The organism is Nonomuraea cavernae (assembly GCF_014646355.1).
Taxonomy (GTDB): domain Bacteria; phylum Actinomycetota; class Actinomycetes; order Streptosporangiales; family Streptosporangiaceae; genus Nonomuraea; species Nonomuraea cavernae.
The window spans coordinates 1-16,890 of record NZ_BMNH01000022.1; the positions used below are offsets into that span (position 1 = coordinate 1).

15 protein-coding genes are annotated in these 16,890 nt (G+C 67.8%); 8 read left to right on the forward strand and 7 right to left on the reverse strand.

Translation table 11 applies throughout. The features are described from left to right. Positions 1–89: 89 nt before the first annotated feature. A complete protein-coding gene (locus tag IEY82_RS27855) occupies positions 90–1,805 on the reverse strand; it encodes a DUF6531 domain-containing protein (protein ID WP_189127206.1) in 1,716 nt (571 codons plus the stop codon). A 1,166-nt stretch (positions 1,806–2,971) separates the two neighbouring features. Between IEY82_RS27855 and IEY82_RS27860 the strand changes: the two genes are divergently transcribed. Beyond that, positions 2,972–3,265 (forward strand): transposase, encoded by a 294-nt coding sequence (locus IEY82_RS27860; protein WP_189127207.1) that lies wholly within the window; start codon positions 2,972–2,974, stop codon positions 3,263–3,265. 8 nt (positions 3,266–3,273) lie between these two features. Then, positions 3,274–4,137: an IS3 family transposase gene (locus IEY82_RS27865; RefSeq protein ID WP_229697715.1), complete on the forward strand. Its 864-nt coding sequence runs from the start codon at positions 3,274–3,276 to the stop codon at positions 4,135–4,137. A gap of 84 nt (positions 4,138–4,221) precedes the next feature. Here IEY82_RS27865 and IEY82_RS27870 read toward each other — a convergent pair whose 3' ends face one another. Next, positions 4,222–4,908: an NADPH-dependent F420 reductase gene (locus IEY82_RS27870; RefSeq protein ID WP_225263923.1), complete on the reverse strand. Its 687-nt coding sequence runs from the start codon at positions 4,906–4,908 to the stop codon at positions 4,222–4,224. 56 nt (positions 4,909–4,964) lie between these two features. Here IEY82_RS27870 and IEY82_RS39450 point away from each other — a divergent pair, with 56 nt between their 5' ends. Both IEY82_RS39450 and IEY82_RS39455 read left to right on the forward strand, forming a co-directional pair. After that, positions 4,965–5,153 carry a hypothetical protein gene (locus IEY82_RS39450; RefSeq protein ID WP_225263925.1) on the forward strand — a complete coding sequence of 63 codons (189 nt, stop codon included), beginning with the start codon at positions 4,965–4,967 and terminating at the stop codon, positions 5,151–5,153. Further along, on the forward strand, positions 5,150–5,380 hold the full coding sequence (locus tag IEY82_RS39455) for a winged helix-turn-helix transcriptional regulator (protein ID WP_229697710.1): 231 nt from the start codon (positions 5,150–5,152) through the stop codon (positions 5,378–5,380). Before IEY82_RS39450 ends, IEY82_RS39455 begins: the two co-directional genes overlap by 4 nt. 480 nt (positions 5,381–5,860) lie before the next feature. On the opposite strand, the gene IEY82_RS27880 is transcribed toward IEY82_RS39455, so the two are convergent. Then, a complete protein-coding gene (locus tag IEY82_RS27880; protein WP_189127208.1) occupies positions 5,861–7,927 on the reverse strand; it encodes a DNA gyrase/topoisomerase IV subunit B in 2,067 nt (688 codons plus the stop codon). A gap of 247 nt (positions 7,928–8,174) precedes the next feature. Here IEY82_RS27880 and IEY82_RS27885 point away from each other — a divergent pair, with 247 nt between their 5' ends. After that, complete coding sequence (locus IEY82_RS27885; protein WP_189127209.1) at positions 8,175–8,399, forward strand: DUF7455 domain-containing protein; 225 nt, start codon at positions 8,175–8,177, stop codon at positions 8,397–8,399. 88 nt (positions 8,400–8,487) lie between these two features. Here IEY82_RS27885 and IEY82_RS27890 read toward each other — a convergent pair whose 3' ends face one another. After that, positions 8,488–9,216 carry a GNAT family N-acetyltransferase gene (locus IEY82_RS27890; RefSeq protein ID WP_189127210.1) on the reverse strand — a complete coding sequence of 243 codons (729 nt, stop codon included), beginning with the start codon at positions 9,214–9,216 and terminating at the stop codon, positions 8,488–8,490. A 116-nt stretch (positions 9,217–9,332) separates the two neighbouring features. On the opposite strand from IEY82_RS27890, the gene IEY82_RS27895 reads away from it, so the two are divergent. Then, complete coding sequence (locus IEY82_RS27895; RefSeq protein ID WP_189127211.1) at positions 9,333–10,070, forward strand: YaaA family protein; 738 nt, start codon at positions 9,333–9,335, stop codon at positions 10,068–10,070. A 57-nt stretch (positions 10,071–10,127) separates the two neighbouring features. Here the strand turns inward: IEY82_RS27895 and IEY82_RS27900 are convergent, their stop codons facing one another. The 3 genes from IEY82_RS27900 to IEY82_RS27910 all read right to left on the reverse strand — a co-directional run bounded on the left by IEY82_RS27900 (position 10,128) and on the right by IEY82_RS27910 (position 14,849). Beyond that, positions 10,128–11,750, reverse strand: a complete 1,623-nt coding sequence (locus IEY82_RS27900) for an RNA polymerase sigma factor (protein ID WP_189127212.1) — start codon at positions 11,748–11,750, stop codon at positions 10,128–10,130. A gap of 241 nt (positions 11,751–11,991) precedes the next feature. Continuing rightward, positions 11,992–14,085, reverse strand: a complete 2,094-nt coding sequence (locus IEY82_RS27905; RefSeq protein ID WP_189127213.1) for a SpoIIE family protein phosphatase — start codon at positions 14,083–14,085, stop codon at positions 11,992–11,994. A gap of 194 nt (positions 14,086–14,279) precedes the next feature. Beyond that, positions 14,280–14,849, reverse strand: a complete 570-nt coding sequence (locus IEY82_RS27910) for an HhH-GPD-type base excision DNA repair protein (protein ID WP_189127214.1) — start codon at positions 14,847–14,849, stop codon at positions 14,280–14,282. A 153-nt stretch (positions 14,850–15,002) separates the two neighbouring features. Here IEY82_RS27910 and IEY82_RS27915 point away from each other — a divergent pair, with 153 nt between their 5' ends. Next, positions 15,003–15,227: a hypothetical protein gene (locus IEY82_RS27915; RefSeq protein ID WP_189127215.1), complete on the forward strand. Its 225-nt coding sequence runs from the start codon at positions 15,003–15,005 to the stop codon at positions 15,225–15,227. Between the two features lie 123 nt (positions 15,228–15,350). After that, on the forward strand, positions 15,351–16,850 hold the full coding sequence (locus tag IEY82_RS27920; protein ID WP_189127299.1) for a hypothetical protein: 1,500 nt from the start codon (positions 15,351–15,353) through the stop codon (positions 16,848–16,850). Positions 16,851–16,890 lie beyond the last annotated feature (40 nt).

Genomic DNA, 16,890 nt, shown 5'->3' on the forward strand with positions numbered 1-16,890 from the left:
CCGCATGATCTTTGGTTGTCTTCACAAACTCCGAATGATCTCGCGGTGGCCGTCGCCATGTGACGCTTACGCCTCAAGATCGCGAAGTGTCACTGGAGTACTAGTTGACCTCGCAGGCGACCGTCAGTTCCGATGTAGAGGACCGGTTGTGTCGCGCCGTGCGCGTATCCGTACTGCGCAGCAGAAAAGATCATGCCTCGTTGGGTGGTCTTGAACCAGCCTTCGATCGACACCCGATCCCGCAGCCGGGCCAGGATGTAGGACGGCAGCATCACGTTCGACTGGGTGAAGCCAGCCGCTGTGTCCGTGCTGCCTTCCAAAGCGCCGGGCTGCCCGACGGTGACGGCGTTGTACTGCCCGCTGCGACCATCGCTGCCTTCGTTGGCCGGCGCCTCGTACTGCCCTTCGCCGAACCGGAAGTACCCCACCGGCTCCGAATCCAGCACGATACTGCGATACCGTGACCCGTCCGCGTAGGTGTGGTTCGTGCAATTGGGCGCGGCCACCGGAGCGCACACCGAAGTGAGATTGTCGCCCGTGTAGGTGTAGGTCCACGTCGCACTCTGACCGTTGACCGGGTCGGTGGACACCGACGCCACCCGAGAATCTGCCCAGGTGAAGTGCAGCGACCGGCCACCCACCGCGGTGACCGTGGTCAGCTTGCCGTCACCTCCATAGGTGAGAGTCTGGCTGCGGCCACGCCGGTCAGAAATCTTGGTCAGACGCCCTTGAGCGTTGAAGAAGTACGAAGTCGACGCCTTGTCCATCAACTGCCAGCCCGCTGCCACCTGCCCGTTGCATGAGATGCCCGGGGTACAGGGAGCCGGCTCAAACAACTGCTTCAGGGTCGCGTGCATGCCGGGCGGAGGCTGGAAGGTGAAGTCGCCTGTCGAGGCCCCTTTCATCGCGAACCGTGCCTGGCTCCCGCTTGGGGAGGTCAGCAGCACCGACCGCGGCACCAGCGGATAGCCGACGATCGTCGAGTCGTGCAGGTCTTCCGCGACGATCCGCATGTCCCACTGAGTCGACCATCCCGCGCCGAAGATGCCGTTCGTGCGCGCGTCCAAGCTGTTGTAGGTACGCACCACCGACAGCGGTGGCCCTGCCGCCGGGATCCGCGCGTCGACGAAACTGGTGGTGTAGTTACCCGCCACCGGCGAGAACTCCTGCCCCTCACCGCCCCGCTCACCCAGATGCGCACTGGTCAACGGCTGCCGCGCCCCCGTCGTCACCAGTTGCTTGTCGCTCTGATCCAACTCGGCGCTCTCCACATCGACGACGCGAACCCACCACTCGTACTGCTTGCCCCACTGAAGTGAGCCAGCCGGTACGCGCCAGGTCTGCTCTCCCACCTGCGCACCGGAGGTGAAACACTCCGGCGTCGGTGCCGGAAGGGGAGGAATGGTGGGCACCTCATCTTCGTCTTCCTCTAACTTCTCGCAGATCTTGAAGGTGAACTTCAAGTCGGCCGACGACCCGCCACCCAAACGAGTCGCTTCAGTGGTCAGCAGCGGCGTCACGGTCCCGATCAGCATGCCGTGCTCGGGATACACATCATCAATGATCGGAAACGTAGTGCTCGACATCGTCAGCCGGTCAATTTGCTCGGCTCGTTCAACACCCGCCGGAAGCTTTGATGTCGTCGTCGTCGCCGGTACGGAGGAACGCGATTCCAGGGCAAGAGCTTCCGGTGCTCGCTCAGCCTGCCCGGTATCGACCGTGTCACCCACCGCGCTCGTGAGCGACGTGTCCACCAGGCTCGGCAGGCGCCCCGCCGTACCCGCCATCTGCTTGGGTGTGACCACCTCTCGCTGGTCGACAGTCCCGCCCCCGACCATGGGCACTTGCGCTTCCGCCGGAAGCACAGAGAGTACAAGGAGGCCCGGCATTAACGCGGAGAATACGATCGCCACCGATTTCGGCGAACGAGCCCACGACAAGGACCGGCGCATACTCCGTCACACTCCGAACCACGTAGGGCGCCTGCTGACGCCAGACGAAGCTCCACCCGTCCCGAGACAAGGTTGCTGGCTTGTGCAGCTCGGAGCATGTTGCCAAACGGACGAAGCGTAACTTTTGCCCAAAAAGGCAACAAGATCCAATTTAGTTAGATAAAGATCACGGACGGTCACTTGCCGCATGATTCGCTTGCGGGCTGATTGCGGTCAGGCGCCCCTGGACGCGACAGGAGCTTCGCCATCGTTGGTTCATCAAGCGGATTGGATCGTCACCACATCTTCGATCCGTAAGACTTCGGCCTCATGGTCGCGGTAGCGAGTGGGCAGCACAGAGGGGCGGCGGGTGATCCAGGCGCACTTGAGAGGTGCGGAGCACGTGGAGCTCGTTCACCTCTGGCAGGTCTTGGCCGACCGCGATGTCGGAGACGACCACGGCGACGACGGGGATGCGTCGTCGCCGATGCTGATTGGGCTCACGCGGGCCACGGCGGCGGCCAGGACGGTCATGACTGGCTGCCGTGTCTGGGCACCAGCACATACACGCCCGAGCGGCAGGCCACCAGATATCCGGCCGCACACCACGCCTCGCCAGGCGTGGAAGTCATCGCCGACCAGTGGCGCCAGGACGCGCATCAGTCGCGGTTCCCTGACGGGGCGGGTCGTGCGCAGCGTGGTGGGTCAGCCGGATCAGCGTGGACAGTACAAAAGTGATCAGTGTGTAGATCGCCTATCCCACCGCCACCACCAGCATGAAGAGCGTTTCGCAACTGCTCGGAGCGGAGATTTAGGGCAACGGCCGTCAGCACTCCGCCCTGCCAGCCCCACAGCCAAACGGCGGACCGAACACGATCACTGCCGGCGCCGCGGCCGTGATCAGCACGAGCGCGCGCGGCGAGGATCTCGGCGACAGTGCTCCAGGTAGTGCTTCGCAGCCGCTTGATGCGCTGAGCTTCCCCCTGTTCTCCGGACACTTGACCTGAGGTCACCCTTGATCATCAGGAAGGATGTCCTTCATGCCCTCGCCTCACCCGCCAGAGTTCCGGCGCCGCGCGGTCGAGCTCGCGCGCCAAGGTGACAAACCACTCGCCCAGCTCGCCAAAGATCTGGGCGTCAGCCGGTCGTGCCTGCAGAACTGGATCAGCCAGGCCGCCGCCGACGACAATCGCGATGCCGGCGACCGGCTGACCAGCGCCGAAAAGAAGGAACTCACCGAACTGCGCCGCCGCAACAAGCAGCTGGAGATGGAAAACGACATTCTCAAGCGCGCGGCCGCCTATTTCGCCAGAGAGAGCGTCCTCCCAAAGTAATCTACTCGCTGGTCCGTGAACTCGCCGACGACTCCATCCCGGTCGCGGTGGCCTGCCGAGTACTCAAGGTATCGACCTCGGGATATTACGACTGGCTCGGCCGGCCCGAGCCGCCACGAGAACTTCGCAACAAAGAGCTCATCAAAATGATCCAGCACATTCATGCCGACTCGCGCGGCAGTTACGGCTCACCGCGTATCCATGCCGAACTGACGCTCGGGCTGGGCGAGAAGGTCAACCGCAAGCGCGTCGAGCGGCTCATGCGAGCGGCCGGCCTGCAGGGCGTCTACCGGCGCAGGGGCCGCCGTAACCTGGTCAACCAGGCCACCGAGGAGGACCTGGTGCAGCGCCGGTTCGACGTCAAGAAGTCCGACCGGCTGTGGCTGACCGACATCACCGAGCATCCCACCGGCGAGGGGAAGGTGTATTGCGCCGCGGTGATGGACGCCTATTCACGGCGCATCATCGGCTGGTCCATCGACGCCCGCCAGAATACCGATCTCGTGGTCAATGCGTTAGCGATGGCCGTGGCCCGCCGTAAGCCGGATGACCGGTCGACGATATTGCATTCCGATCATGGTACGCAATATACGTCATGGGCTTTCGGGAAGCGGCTGCGTGACGCCGGCCTGCTCGGCTCCATGGGAACCGTAGGCGATTGTTACGACAACGCGATGATGGAGTCGTTCTGGGGAACGATGCAACTCGAACTCCTCGACACCATAACCTGGGAAACTCGCGAAGAACTCGCCAACGCCATATTCGAATGGATTGAATGCTGGTACAATCCATACAGACGCCACTCCAGCATCGGAATGCACAGCCCCGTCACGTACGAGAGCCTCCACCGGCCCTCAGACACCGCCGAGTGACCTCACCTCAGGTGTCCGTGCTGCAGGGGGAACCTCACCGCATATCTGTAGCACAAGCCTCAAGCCCGTAGCGGAGGCCTCAAGTCAAGCAGCCGCTGATGAGAGGCGTGGGATGGCGGAGTTGGGGTCGGTGCCGGCGAAGGCCAGCCCGATGGTGAAACCCGCGACCTCCTCAAGTTGGCGGACACGATCCAGTGATCCCAGCACGGCCGGGGCCGCGCCGAGATCACGGACCAGCTCGCCGACGACGTGCAAGGCGCGCGGATCGTCACCGCACATCGCCACCGTGACAGGGGGTTTGCCACTGGCGCGAGACCGCGTCCAGTGATCGGAGGGGAACATGTGAAAGGCCTTCACGACGTGGGCTCCCGGACACAGCCGGGCGATCCGCTGCGCCATCGCCTCGCCTGGGCCGGTGAGCAGCACGCCCACGCCGTGCTCGACGGCGTTCGTCGGGTCGATCAACGCCGTTCCCGCCAGCGAGCCGTCGGCCGCGCCCGCGCTGCGCAGCATGTCCTCGGCGCCCTGCCAGGAGACCGCGAGCAGCACCGCGAGCAGCACGGCATCGCGATCTGCCACAGCCTGGCGCGGCGTGACAGCGCGCGCCCTGGGGCCGAGCCGATCAGCGAGCTCCTGCGCCCTGGCCGAGGTTCGCCCGGCGACCGCCAGCTCATGTCCGGCGAGCGCCCAGCCCTCGCCCAGCGCCGCCGCCAGCGTACCCGTGCCCAGAATCCCGATGCGCATCCGCATCCCCTCTCCAGTGATGATCATCTGGTGGCTACGGTAGAGAAGCCGTTGCGCACCGATCGGTGCGCGACAGGGAGGCGATGATGGTCGGCGAGAGGAGCGATCAGGACATGGATCGAGACAAGTTCGTGGCGGATTGCCGGGTGCGTTCGGCCACCGATCTGTTCGCCCACACGTGGGATCCTGTGGTCCTGCTGGCTCTTGCCCCTGGGCCGCGCCGGCGGCGCGAGCTGCGCGCCGCCATCGGCGGCGTCAGGACAAGGTGTTGACGGAGGCGTTGCATCGCCTGCTCGCCAACGGCCTGATCGACCGCCGCGCACATGCCGAAGCCCCGCCGCGTGTCGAATATGCCCTGACCGGCTTGGGGCAGAGCTTGGTCGACGGCCCGATGAACGCGCTCGGACGCTGGGCGGATGAGCACGGGGACGAGCTTCTCGACGCTCAGGAGCGGTCTGCGCGGAGCATCATCGACGCGCGTGTGATCACGACGGCGTAGCCCCTGGCCCAGCTTCACCAACAGTGACGCCGGAAAGGTACGCCGTCGCCTTCCCGGCAGACCATGTGGACTACCTTCCGGTCCGTCGATCGGGCTGACGTCGATTCGGTCGGAGAGCGAAGCAACCCGCTTGAGATGGGCGAAGGTCCCATCCGGGTGCGGTGGGCCTCGTCGAGGAAACGGTCGCGCATGCTCGGGACGCAATCGAGCGCGGGCACGTCTTCAGGATGCCGGCGAAAGTGCTCCGGCTTGAGCCGTTCGTGGCCGAGGCCCGCGACGTGCACGGCTGCTCCGCCCGGACCAGCCTGTGCACGGGAACCTTCTCGACGACGAGGCTGGCGTGCCGCAGAATCGCCACCTCAACCAGTGAGTACGGTCCAGGTTCCGTCCGCGCGCTTCGAGGAAGCGGTGTGCGACGTCGGCCCGGTGCGGGCGAACTCATTCTCGCCTTGGTAGGTGCCGGTCAGACCGAGATCGTGGTCAGGCGTCGATGTGGTCGCGGTCGACCTCTGCGGCGCTCTTGACGATGAACTCGCGGCGGGGCGCCACCTCACTGCCCATGAGGAGGCTGAAGATGCTCTCGGCCCCCTCGGCGTCCTCGATGCGGACGCGGCGCAGGATGCGGTGGCGAGGGTCCATGGTCGTCTCAGCCAGTTGGTCGGCGTCCATCTCGCCCAAACCCTTGTAGCGCTGCACGGGATCCTTCCAGCGCTTGCCGCGGCGCTCCAGGTCGCGCAGCACCTTGTGCAACTCCGCGTCGGAGTAGCAGTAGATGTATTTCTCCTTGCCCCGGCCCGGATTGGTGAGCTCGATCCGGTGCAGGGGCGGCACGGCCGCGAACACGCGGCCCGCCTCGACCATGGGACGCATGTAGCGGTGGAACAGCGTGAGCAGCAGGCAGCGGATGTGGGCGCCGTCGACATCGGCGTCGGCCATCAGGATGATCTTGCCATAGCGGGCCGCGTCGAGGTCGAAGGAACGGCCCGAGCCGGCGCCGACCACCTGGATGATCGCGGCGCACTCGGCGTTCTTGAGCATGTCGCTCACGGACGCCTTCTGGACATTGAGGATCTTGCCCCGGATGGGCAGCAGTGCCTGGAACTCCGAATCGCGGGCCAGCTTGGCCGTGCCCAGCGCCGAGTCGCCCTCGACGATGAACAGCTCACTGCGGTCGACGTCGTCACTGCGGCAGTCGACCAGCTTGGCGGGCAGGGCGGAGTTTTCGAGCGCGCTCTTGCGGCGCTGGTTGTCGCGGTGCTCGCGGGCCGCGATGCGCGCCTTGGCGGCGGCGACGATCTTCTCCAGTGCGGCCCGGAGCGGCTGCTTGAAACCGCGCGGCGGGTTGGCGAACAGCTCCTTGAGCTCGCGCGAGACGACGTGGGACACGATGCGGGTGGCCGCGGAGGTGCCGAGCACCTCCTTGGTCTGGCCCTCGAACTGCGGCTCCGGCACCCGGACGGTGACGACCCCGGTGAGGCCCTCAAGGATGTCCTCCTTGGTGACCGGGTCGTCGCCGTTCTTGAGCAGCCGGGTCTCGCGCAGTTGCTCGTTGATCGTACGGACGAGGCCGCGCTCGAAGCCGGTGAGGTGGGTGCCGCCCTTGGGGGTGGCGATCACGTTGACGAACGAGCGGACGGTCGACTCGTAGCCCTTGCCCCAGCGCACGGCCACGTCGACGGTGAGCTCGCGCTGCACCTCGGTCGGCGTCATGTGGCCCTGGTCGTCGAGGACCGGCACGGTCTCGTGGAAGTGGCCGACGCCCTGGAGGCGGAGCACGTCGCAGACGGCCTCGTCGCGCGCCAGGAACTCGGTGAACTCGGAGATGCCGCCGTCGAAGCGGAACTCCTCCTCGATGCGCTCCTCGTGCCTGCTGTCGATCACCACGAGGGTGAGGCCGGGCACCAGGAAGGCGGTCTGGCGGAGCCTGACGTGGATCTCGTCGAGCGACACCTCGGCGTCGGGCAGGAAGATCTGCTTGTCGGCCCAGAAACGGACCCGGGTGCCGGTGACCCTCTTCGGCAGCTTGCCGCCGTCGCGCAGGCCGGACTTCTTCTTGAACTTGGCGGTCGGCCCCTCGCCGTCGAACACGCCGGGCACGCCGCGCCGGAAGCTGATCTCGTGGACCCGCCCGTCACGGTCGACCTCGACGTCGAGGCGCGAGGACAGGGCGTTGACCACGGAGGCGCCCACGCCGTGGAGGCCGCCGGACGCACCGTAGGAGCCGCCGCCGAACTTGCCGCCCGCGTGCAGCTTGGTGTAGACGAGCTCGACGCCGGCCAGGCCGCTCTTGGGCTCGACGTCCACCGGAATGCCCCGGCCGTCGTCGCGGACCTCGATGGAGCCATCGGCGTGCAGCTCGACCTCGATGCGGCCGCAGTGGCCCGCGAGCGCCTCGTCGACGCCGTTGTCCACGATCTCCCAGAGGCAGTGCATCAACCCGCGACTGTCGGTGGACCCGATGTACATGCCCGGGCGCTTGCGGACCGCTTCGAGGCCCTCCAGCACCGACAGGTGACGAGCCGTGTAACCCGCCTCCACTAGCGTCACTCCGGCTCCTCTGGTCTAGGCATCGAACACCAGTGCGTAGCCTACCGTTCTTCCCCTACGCACGCGTACAAGCTTGCCACGTCGTGATGTTTGCCGTTACCAAGCGACTGATCATCATTACTTTCGGACACATTCTGCTCTCGGCGTATTGGTGCGGCGGTTGGGAACGTCCACGTCCGGTTAGATGTTGTCTCAAGTGACTGACGCCAGATCCTCGCTCCGGCGAGGGTGACCCGAAAGGCGATACGTGACTGGAGCTCTCGCCCCCGTTAAGCCGCTGACGGCCCTCGACCGATGCGACCGTTGCGGCGCCCAGGCATACATTCGTGCGACCCTGCCCGTGGGCGGGGAGCTGCTGTTCTGCGCCCACCACGGGCGTCAGCACATCGCGGCGCTGCGCGACAAGGGCGCCGACATCCTGGACGAGTCGGCTCGGCTCAGCGAACCTTCGATAATTGCCCCTAACGACTAGCGCTGATCTGCGCGGGTCGTGATGAGATAACCACATATTGCGTGAAGAAGGACGGCGATTCCGACATATCGGAGGTCGCCGTTCTGCTTCAGCGCACCCGGGAGTCATCGCCACCTCGCACCCGGTAGTGATAGCCACCCCGCACACCGAAGCCCTCGCCCCGATACAGAGCCTGGGCGGCCCTGTTGGCCTCCGTGACGACCAGGTAGGCCGAGGTCGCGCCGCCGCGCCCCATCAGGGCGCGCAGCACGCCGCGAGCCAGCCCCCGGCGACGCGCCCGCGGCAGCGTGGCCATGCAGTAGATCCCGAGCGTGTCGCCCTGCGGCACGCCTCGCCCGACGGCGACCGGCACGCCGTCCTCCTCGATCGCCGCATACCAGGCGGGCGTTCCTGCGCAGATGCGCTCCGCCGTGTCCATGCCCTCCCCGAAACGGCCGTCCACGGCCCACCACGTCTCCAGCCACCCCGGCCAGGGGGCGTCCTCGATCCGCACCTCGGGAGAGGCCTGAGAAGGGGCCGGCCCTGCGGTGCCCACCATGACCACGGTCGGGTCGACCAGCGCGTACCCCCTCGCGGCGAGCTCGGCGTCGAGCCCGGCGGTGGCGCCCTGCCCCATCGAGAAGACGCAGGGCAGTCCTCGTTCGGCGTAGTAGCTCTCGGCGGCGGCGATCGCGGCACCGAGGTCGGCGGGCACGCCCAGCGGCAGCACCGAGTTGGCTCGCTTGGTCACGCCCCCCGCGTGACGCAGGATCCAGCCGTCATGCACGTGCTGCTCCCAGGCAGGCCAGGCCTGGTGGACGAGAAGGTCGACGTTCATCTCGGGCAGCCTAGCCTCCGCCATGGGCCGCCCTGCCCCGTCCTCGCGCCGCCCCGCACTCGGCGGCCAGAGGGCGGCGACATAGGCGCTGGGCTGGGGCAATAGGCTGTGGGCTCGTGCTGATTCTGTTGCCGCCGTCCGAAGGCAAGGCGCTCGAAGGGAACGGGCCGCCGGTGGGCGAGCTGTCCTTTCCCACGCTCGACAAGCCTCGCAGACGGGTGCTCACCGCCTTGATCAAGGCGTCGAAACGGCGCGACGCCCTCGACGTGCTGGGCCTGACGCCCGGCCTGGCGGGCGAGCTGGTCAGAAACCAGGCGCTCAGGACGGCCGCCACCCTGCCGGCCGCCGACCTCTACACCGGCGTCCTCTACGACAACCTGAGCCTCGGCACGCTCGACGACGACGCCCGGCGGCGGGCCGAGGAGTCGGTGCTCATCTTCTCGGGCCTGTGGGGTGTGCTGAAGATCACGGACCAGGTGCCGCCCTACCGACTGTCGATGGGGGTCAACCTGCCGCCCCTGGGCGGCCTGGCGACGTTCTGGCGCCCTCTGCTGTCCAAGCAGCTCGACCGGGTGCCCGGTCTGGTCGTCGACCTGCGCTCGGCGACCTACACGGGCGCGTGGCAGCCGGGAGACCGCTCGGTGGCCGTGCGCGTCTTCAGGGACGGCAAGGTCGTCAGCCACATGGCCAAGGCGACACGGGGCGAGATCGCCCGCGCCCTTCTCGAAAGCGGGGCCGATCCCGCGACCCCGGCCGAGCTCGCCAAGATCGTTGACGCACTGGGCCACAGCTGCCGTCTCACCGAGCCGGCCCGGGCCGCCCGGCCCTGGACTCTGGACGTGGACACCGCCTGACGCACGCCGGGCCCCGCACCGAGAAACGGCGCGGGGCCCGGGGAGGCGCGAAGAACCTCAGTCGAGGTAGTCGCGGAGCACCTGGGACCGTGACGGGTGACGCAGCTTGGACATCGTCTTCGACTCGATCTGCCGGATGCGCTCACGCGTCACCCCGTAGACCTTGCCGATCTCGTCCAGGGTCTTCGGCTGCCCGTCGGTGAGGCCGAACCGCATCGACACGACGCCCGCCTCGCGCTCCGACAACGTGTCGAGAACGGAGTGCAGCTGCTCCTGCAGCAGCGTGAAGCTGACGGCGTCGGCCGGCACGATGGCCTCGGAGTCCTCGATGAGGTCACCGAACTCGCTGTCGCCCTCCTCACCCAGCGGGGTGTGCAGGGAGATCGGCTCGCGACCGTATTTCTGGACCTCGACCACCTTCTCGGGGGTCATGTCCAGCTCGCGGGCCAGCTCTTCCGGCGTCGGCTCGCGGCCGAGGTCCTGCAGCATCTGCCGCTGCACCCGGGCCAGCTTGTTGATCACTTCGACCATGTGGACCGGGATGCGGATGGTGCGCGCCTGGTCGGCCATGGCCCGGGTGATCGCCTGCCGGATCCACCACGTGGCGTAGGTGGAGAACTTGTAGCCCTTGGTGTAGTCGAACTTCTCGACCGCGCGGATCAGACCGAGGTTGCCCTCCTGGATCAGGTCCAGGAACAGCATGCCGCGACCGGTGTAGCGCTTGGCAAGGGAGACCACGAGACGGAGGTTGGCCTCCAGCAGGTGGTTCTTCGCCCGGCGACCGTCTTCGGCGATCCATTCGAGCTCGGCACGGACGTCGACCGGCAGGCTGTCGGTCTCGCCGCCGCCCAGCTGCTCCTCGGCGAACAGGCCGGCCTCGATGCGCTTGGCCAGCTCGACCTCCTGCTCGGCGTTGAGCAGGGGAACCTTGCCGATCTGCTTGAGGTAGTCCTTGACCGGGTCGGCGGTGGCGCCGGCGGCGGCGACCTGCGCGACCGGGGCGTCATCGTCGTCGTCGGACAGGATGAGGACTTCGTCCTCGCTCTTCTCGGTGGCGGCGGCCGCGGCGGCTGCCGCCTTGGGCTCGTCGTCGGTCTCGTCGTCGGTCTCGGCCTCGGCGACGATCTCGTCCTCCTCGACGACCACGATGTCCTCGAGGTCCTCCAGCTCCACGTCGGCGTCGAGCTCGATGTCCTCGTCGTCGGCCGCCTCGGGATCCTTCGGCTTGGTCTCGGCAGGCCCAGCACTGTCCGGCTTGGCCTTCTTGGCGGGCGGTGCCGCCTTCTTGGCCGCCGGGGCGGCCTTCTTGGCGGGAGCCGGCTTCTTGGGCGCGGGCTCGGCTTCGGCGGTGACGACCGCGGTCACGGTCTCAGGTTGCTGCTCTTTGGCGGCCGCTGCGGCCTTGGTCTTGACGGGGGCAGCGGTGCGGCGCTTTGCTGGACCACGAGACTTCTTCGGCGCTGCCGAATCCGCGGCGGTCACCACCACGGTCACGCCCTCTTTGCTGAGGTTCCGCAAGAACGCGGCGGCGTGCGACATGGGGATGTCCGCCTCCTCGAAGGCCTGGCGGACATCCTCAGACTCGAGGAAACCCTGCGAGCGCCCACGCTCGAGCAGTCGCTGAATGACGGGCTCGTTCAGCTCTTGTGGCTTCGAGCGAGTCGAACTTGCAGGCGACACGAACACCTCTCGAACGAACGCGTGGCGACAATGGACCCAGATGCCCGCTGGGGGGCTGTTGCCTCTCTGGAGATCGGTGAGGCCGTGCGAACCGCTACGGACCTGCCCTGCATTCTGGCACGACCATGCACTTCATACGGCCACCTCCCGGCGGTTGTCCTCCACCCTAGGCTGACCCGGACAGTAGTGCGTACGTAAGCGCGCCACCGATACCCGAAAGCAACCCTTATGACTGTTTCATTCAGTCACTCTTCGTGGCGGGCGGCACGTGGATGGCCAGGGCGGTAACGTCATCATCCTGTTCATATCCCGACAACATCCGATCAACCAGAAAGTCCAGCAACATATGTGGACTGCTGACGACCTCTGGTGGCGCTTCGGTCACAACACTGCAAATTTCCGCGAGTCCCGCGTCCAAGCCACGCTTCCGGTTCTCCACGAGCCCGTCGGAGTAGAGCACGGCGGTGTGTCCCGGAGGCACCACGAACCGGAACTGACGGCGGCTGGTCGGCCAGCCGAGCGGGGTGCCCGGCTGCGCCTCGCAGAGCATGGCCGTGCCCTGTGGCGAGACCAGGACGGGCGGCGGATGACCGGCGAGCGCGAGGGTGCCCTCACCCGTGACGGGCTCGACCACCATGTACGCCAGGGTCGTGACCTGCTCTTCTTCCTCGGTGGCGTCGAAGACCCGGTCGAGACCGGTCAGCACCGCGGCGGGCGGCGGGTTGGTCAGCGCCAGCGCGCGCATGGCGTTGCGGATGCGGCCCATCCCGGCCGCGGCCTTGACGCCCTTGCCCATGACGTCGCCCACGACCGCGGCGACCCTGCCGTCCTGCAGCACGAAGGCGTCGTACCAGTCGCCGCCCACCTGGACGTGACGGCTGCCGGAGCGGAAGCGCTGGGCCAGCTCGAGGCCCTTGACCACCGGCAGGCGATCGGGCAGCAGGCTGCGCTGGAGCGTCTCGGCGGTGCGGTGCTCACGCTCGAACAGCGTGGCCCGCTCCACCGCCAGCGCGCACTGCCCGGCCAGCGCCTCCAGGAAGACGCCGTCCTCCTGAGAGATCTTCTGCGGCCGGGTGAACGAGAAGCGCAGCGCTCCCAGCGCCCGGCCCGCCGCGAGCAGCGGCAGGCCGACCCAGGCCCGCTCATCGGTGTGGGTGAGGTAGTTGGCCAGCACCTGCTCGTCGCCGCCGGCGTCGAGCAGCTGGGACCGGAGGCTGTCGGGCGACTCGGCGAACACCGGCCGGCGGCTGTTGACGGCCATGGTCATCACGCTGGAGTGGGAGAGCGGAATCTCCTCGCCCGACGTGCCCGACGCCTCGGGCACGCCCTCGCCGTTGATCAGCTTGAGTGCCGCGCGGTCGGGGTCGAGGAGCGCGACAGCCGAACGGTCGGCCGCCAGGGCGGTGCGGCCCACGTCGATGATGACCTGCACCACCTGCTCGACCGTCAGCGCCTCGGCCAGTATGGCGGTGGCGCCCTGCAGCCGCGCCGTGCGCAGCGCGGCGGCGCCGAGCTGGTCGGTCAGCCTGCCGCGCATCTCCTCGGCCTCACGCTGCGGCGTCACGTCGGTGTTGGCGCCCACCCACTCGACCACCCGGCCATGCCGGATGATCGGGACGGCGCGTACCTCGAAGTGGCGGTAGCCGCTGGCGCGGGTGCGCACCCGGTAGTTCCACTCGAACATGGTGCGGCCGCGCAGCGCCTCCTTCCAGGCCTCCTCGGTCTGCTGGCGCTCCTCCGGGTGGACCACGTCCAGCCAGCCGTGCGCGAGGTACTCCTCGAGCCCCTGGCCGGTGATGGCGCGCCACTGCGGCGCGTCCTCGACCACGGCGCCGGTGGGCGAGGTGATCCAGACGAGCTGCGACTGCGCCTCCACCAGCGAGCGGTAGCGCTCCTCGCTGCGGCGCAGGTCTTCCTCGGTCTGCCTGCTCTCGGTCACGTCGAGCCCGACCAGCGCGATGGCCCGCAGCTCGCCCGCCTCGTCGTGGACCGGGGAGAACGACAGCGACCAGTGCCGGGTGTCGCCCTCGGCGGAGCGGACCCGGACGCGGCCCTCGGTGACGGGCGCGTCACTCTCGATGACGCCCTGCACGGCGTGGGTGATGAGCTGGCTGAGATCGGCCGCCAGGGACTCGATCGGCACCCGGCCCACGAGCCGCTCGGCCGGCACGCCGACCACGTCGGTGAACACGTCGTTGACCCGCTGCACGCGGCCATCGACGTCGAAGAAGGCGAAGGCGAACTCAGCCTCCGACAACATGCCCTTGAACAGGGCGGAGTCTGAGACGTCCACATCCGACTCCCGTGGACGGGGAACGGAGGTCTCGGCGCTCATGGTCGGCACCTCCGTCGCGTGCCAGGGTCTCCCACGCGGCACATCTCCATAACTGTGTATCGGCGTAGCGCAGCTCCGGGCGACCGGATCCTGCAGTACATCATCGGCGATGGGCAGGCGCGGACGGAAGCCCCGGCCGCCATACGGTCAACGCATCCTGTCAAAATCGCTCCACGTTGCGCAGCAAGATCAGGCTACTTGGCCCGCGCCGCTCGCTTCGACTCCTGCTTGGCGGCACGTACGCGACCCAGCGTCTCGGCGTCGACCACGTCGGCCACCGACCGCAGAGAACCCTCCTCGCCGTAGGGTCCGGCCGCCTCGCGCCATCCTGACGGCTGGAAGCCCAATTGCTTGCCGAGCAATGCCAAAAATATCTGGGCCTTCTGCTTGCCGTAGCCCGGAAGATCCAGCAGGCGCTTCAGCGCGTCTTTGCCGTCTGCGGCCTCCGTCCAGACGCGCTCGGCCTTGCCGTCGTAGTGCTCCACGAGGTAGGCGGCCAGCTGCTGGATCCGGGCCGCCATCGCCTTGGGATAGCGGTGAACGGCCGGTTTGGCGGCCAGCAGGGCGGTGAACGCCTCGGGGTCGAAGGAGGCGATCTCCTCCGCCGTGAGGTCGTGTCCGAGCCGCTCGGAGATGGTGTGGGGCCCCGTGAACGCCCATTCCATCGGGATCTGCTGGTCGAGCAGCATGCCGACGAGGAGGGCGAACGGACTGCGGCCGAGCAGGTCGTCGGCCTCGGCCCGCTGGGCGAGCTGGATGCGCATGGGAACAGCTTCGCACGAAAGGGCCTGCCGAGAAGCGAACACAACCGTTGTGGAGCCTTGACACCGGCCCGAGAAAAGATGGAATGAGAGCGCAAGTCGCCCTGCGTCCATTCCTGGGGGTTTGCCCCGGGCCTCCAGAGGAATCTCACATCTATGCTCGCTCTGGCCACACGCTTTCTCAGGGAGCCGGTCAGTCACAGGCTGGCTGAAGAGTTCCTGACCGTGCCCGTGGACACGATCGACCGCTGCGTCGCCGACGTGTGCGCGTGCGCGCAGCACCTTGGCATCACGGCGACACCGGAGATCGTGGAACGCATCGCGCGAGAGCACCTGCTCGCGATCGTCAACTCCGCACCGCCGCCCCGAACTCCCCGATAACATCGGGGTCACCAGGCCGCGTTCTACGCACCGTTTACGCCTGGAATGCGAGAGAGTGAGGGCGTGCGCCGACACCGACGAGATCCCCGGGAGAGCACCCCGCCAGACGACGTGTTCAAGGAGATGGTGCAGGCGGCTCGCGAGTTGCTCGCGGTGCGCAGCCCCCTGGACGCCGAGTTGATGGTCTCCGACATGGTCGGTGCGTGGTGGGGCCGGCGGGTCAGAGGTGGCGACGTGGAGCAGGTCCTCGGTGAGGGCCTGGTCGACTACGCGGCCAAGGCGGGCAGCCCGGCGTCGCTGACCCTGCTCATCTGCCTGGCCTATCTCGGCACGGCCCGCCAGGGCGCCAAGGCGGAGGGCGCGGCGCTCGCGCTCATGGAGTCCGGCGTGGCCAGGCCCGGCTGGGCCGACCGGGTCGGCGCGGTCAAGCCCACCGGCTGTTACGTCTCCCGCGACGCCTACGGCGACCAGGACACGGTGATCTGCACGTTCGCCTACCGGTGGGGCGAGGAGTCGCCCGCCGGGGCCGGCCACGAGCCCCACGCGCTGGTCATGGTCGTCGACCACAACATGTCCGGCATGGCGCGTGACGCCTGGGTCTCCTCCCAGGTCGACATGCTGATCGAGAAGGCGCGGGCCGAGGCGGCCGGCAACGCGATGCTGCTGTTCGAGGAGATCGAGCCGCAGCAGGCCAGGGCGCTGCTGGAGTCGGCCATGAAGGCCACCCGGGAGCCCAAGACGCCTCCCCCGGTCAGCGAGAGCTACAGCGCCTACCACGCGTTCGCCCGAGCCCGGCTCAAGGCGCTGCCGCCGGGGCGCAAGCGTCCGGCGCCGCTGCACATCGAGGCCCCCTACAGCCGCGAGCGGCGGGCGATGCTGGCCGCCGAGTTCCTCGCGTCCGACGCGGCCGAGCACCTGTCCGACCCGTCGGCCGCCTCGCGCTGCGCCGACCACATCATCGACTACGGCTGCGAGCAGGACTTCAGCCGGCCGCTGCGGGTCAGCCCCACCAAGTGCGAGACGTTCCTGCTCGACTGGCTGCCGCGCAAGGTGATGCTGAGCGTCGCCGAGCAGGAGGCCATGCCGCACGTGCTGGCCGCCTGGGTGCGCTTCGCGGCGCTGCGCACCGGGCTGCCCGAGCGGGGGCTGAAGGCCACGCTCGACGCGGTGTGGGAGGCGATCGGCAAGTTCCCCGAGGCCTACCGCGACCCGACGTCGTTCGGGCTCGACCGGCAACTGCTGGAGCGGCTGCTGCCCGACGGCGACCTGTCGGCGCTGGCCAGGCGGGTCTTCGCGTTCCCGTTCCTGCAGGGTGTGCACAACGGCGTCGACCTCGACCGGCTCAACCCGGCCGACGACGCCGACCGGCGGACCCTGCTGGAGATCGACCATGTCGGCACCGTCGACGAGGAGCATCTGGCCTGGCACGAGGAGATCGCCGGCCGGTTGTGGGTGGGTGATCCGCCGCAGCTGTGGGAGGCGGCGCAGCGTCTGCTCGACCTCGGCCACGATCGTCATGACGTGTTGCACGTGCTGATCGAGATCGCCGAGCGCATCGGCGGCGACCCGGAGGAGCTCGCCGCGGCCCTCGACGACATCGCCGACATCCCCGACGAGATCTAGGCGCGGCTCCGCTTTCCGTCCCGCCGTAGAATTTCGTTCT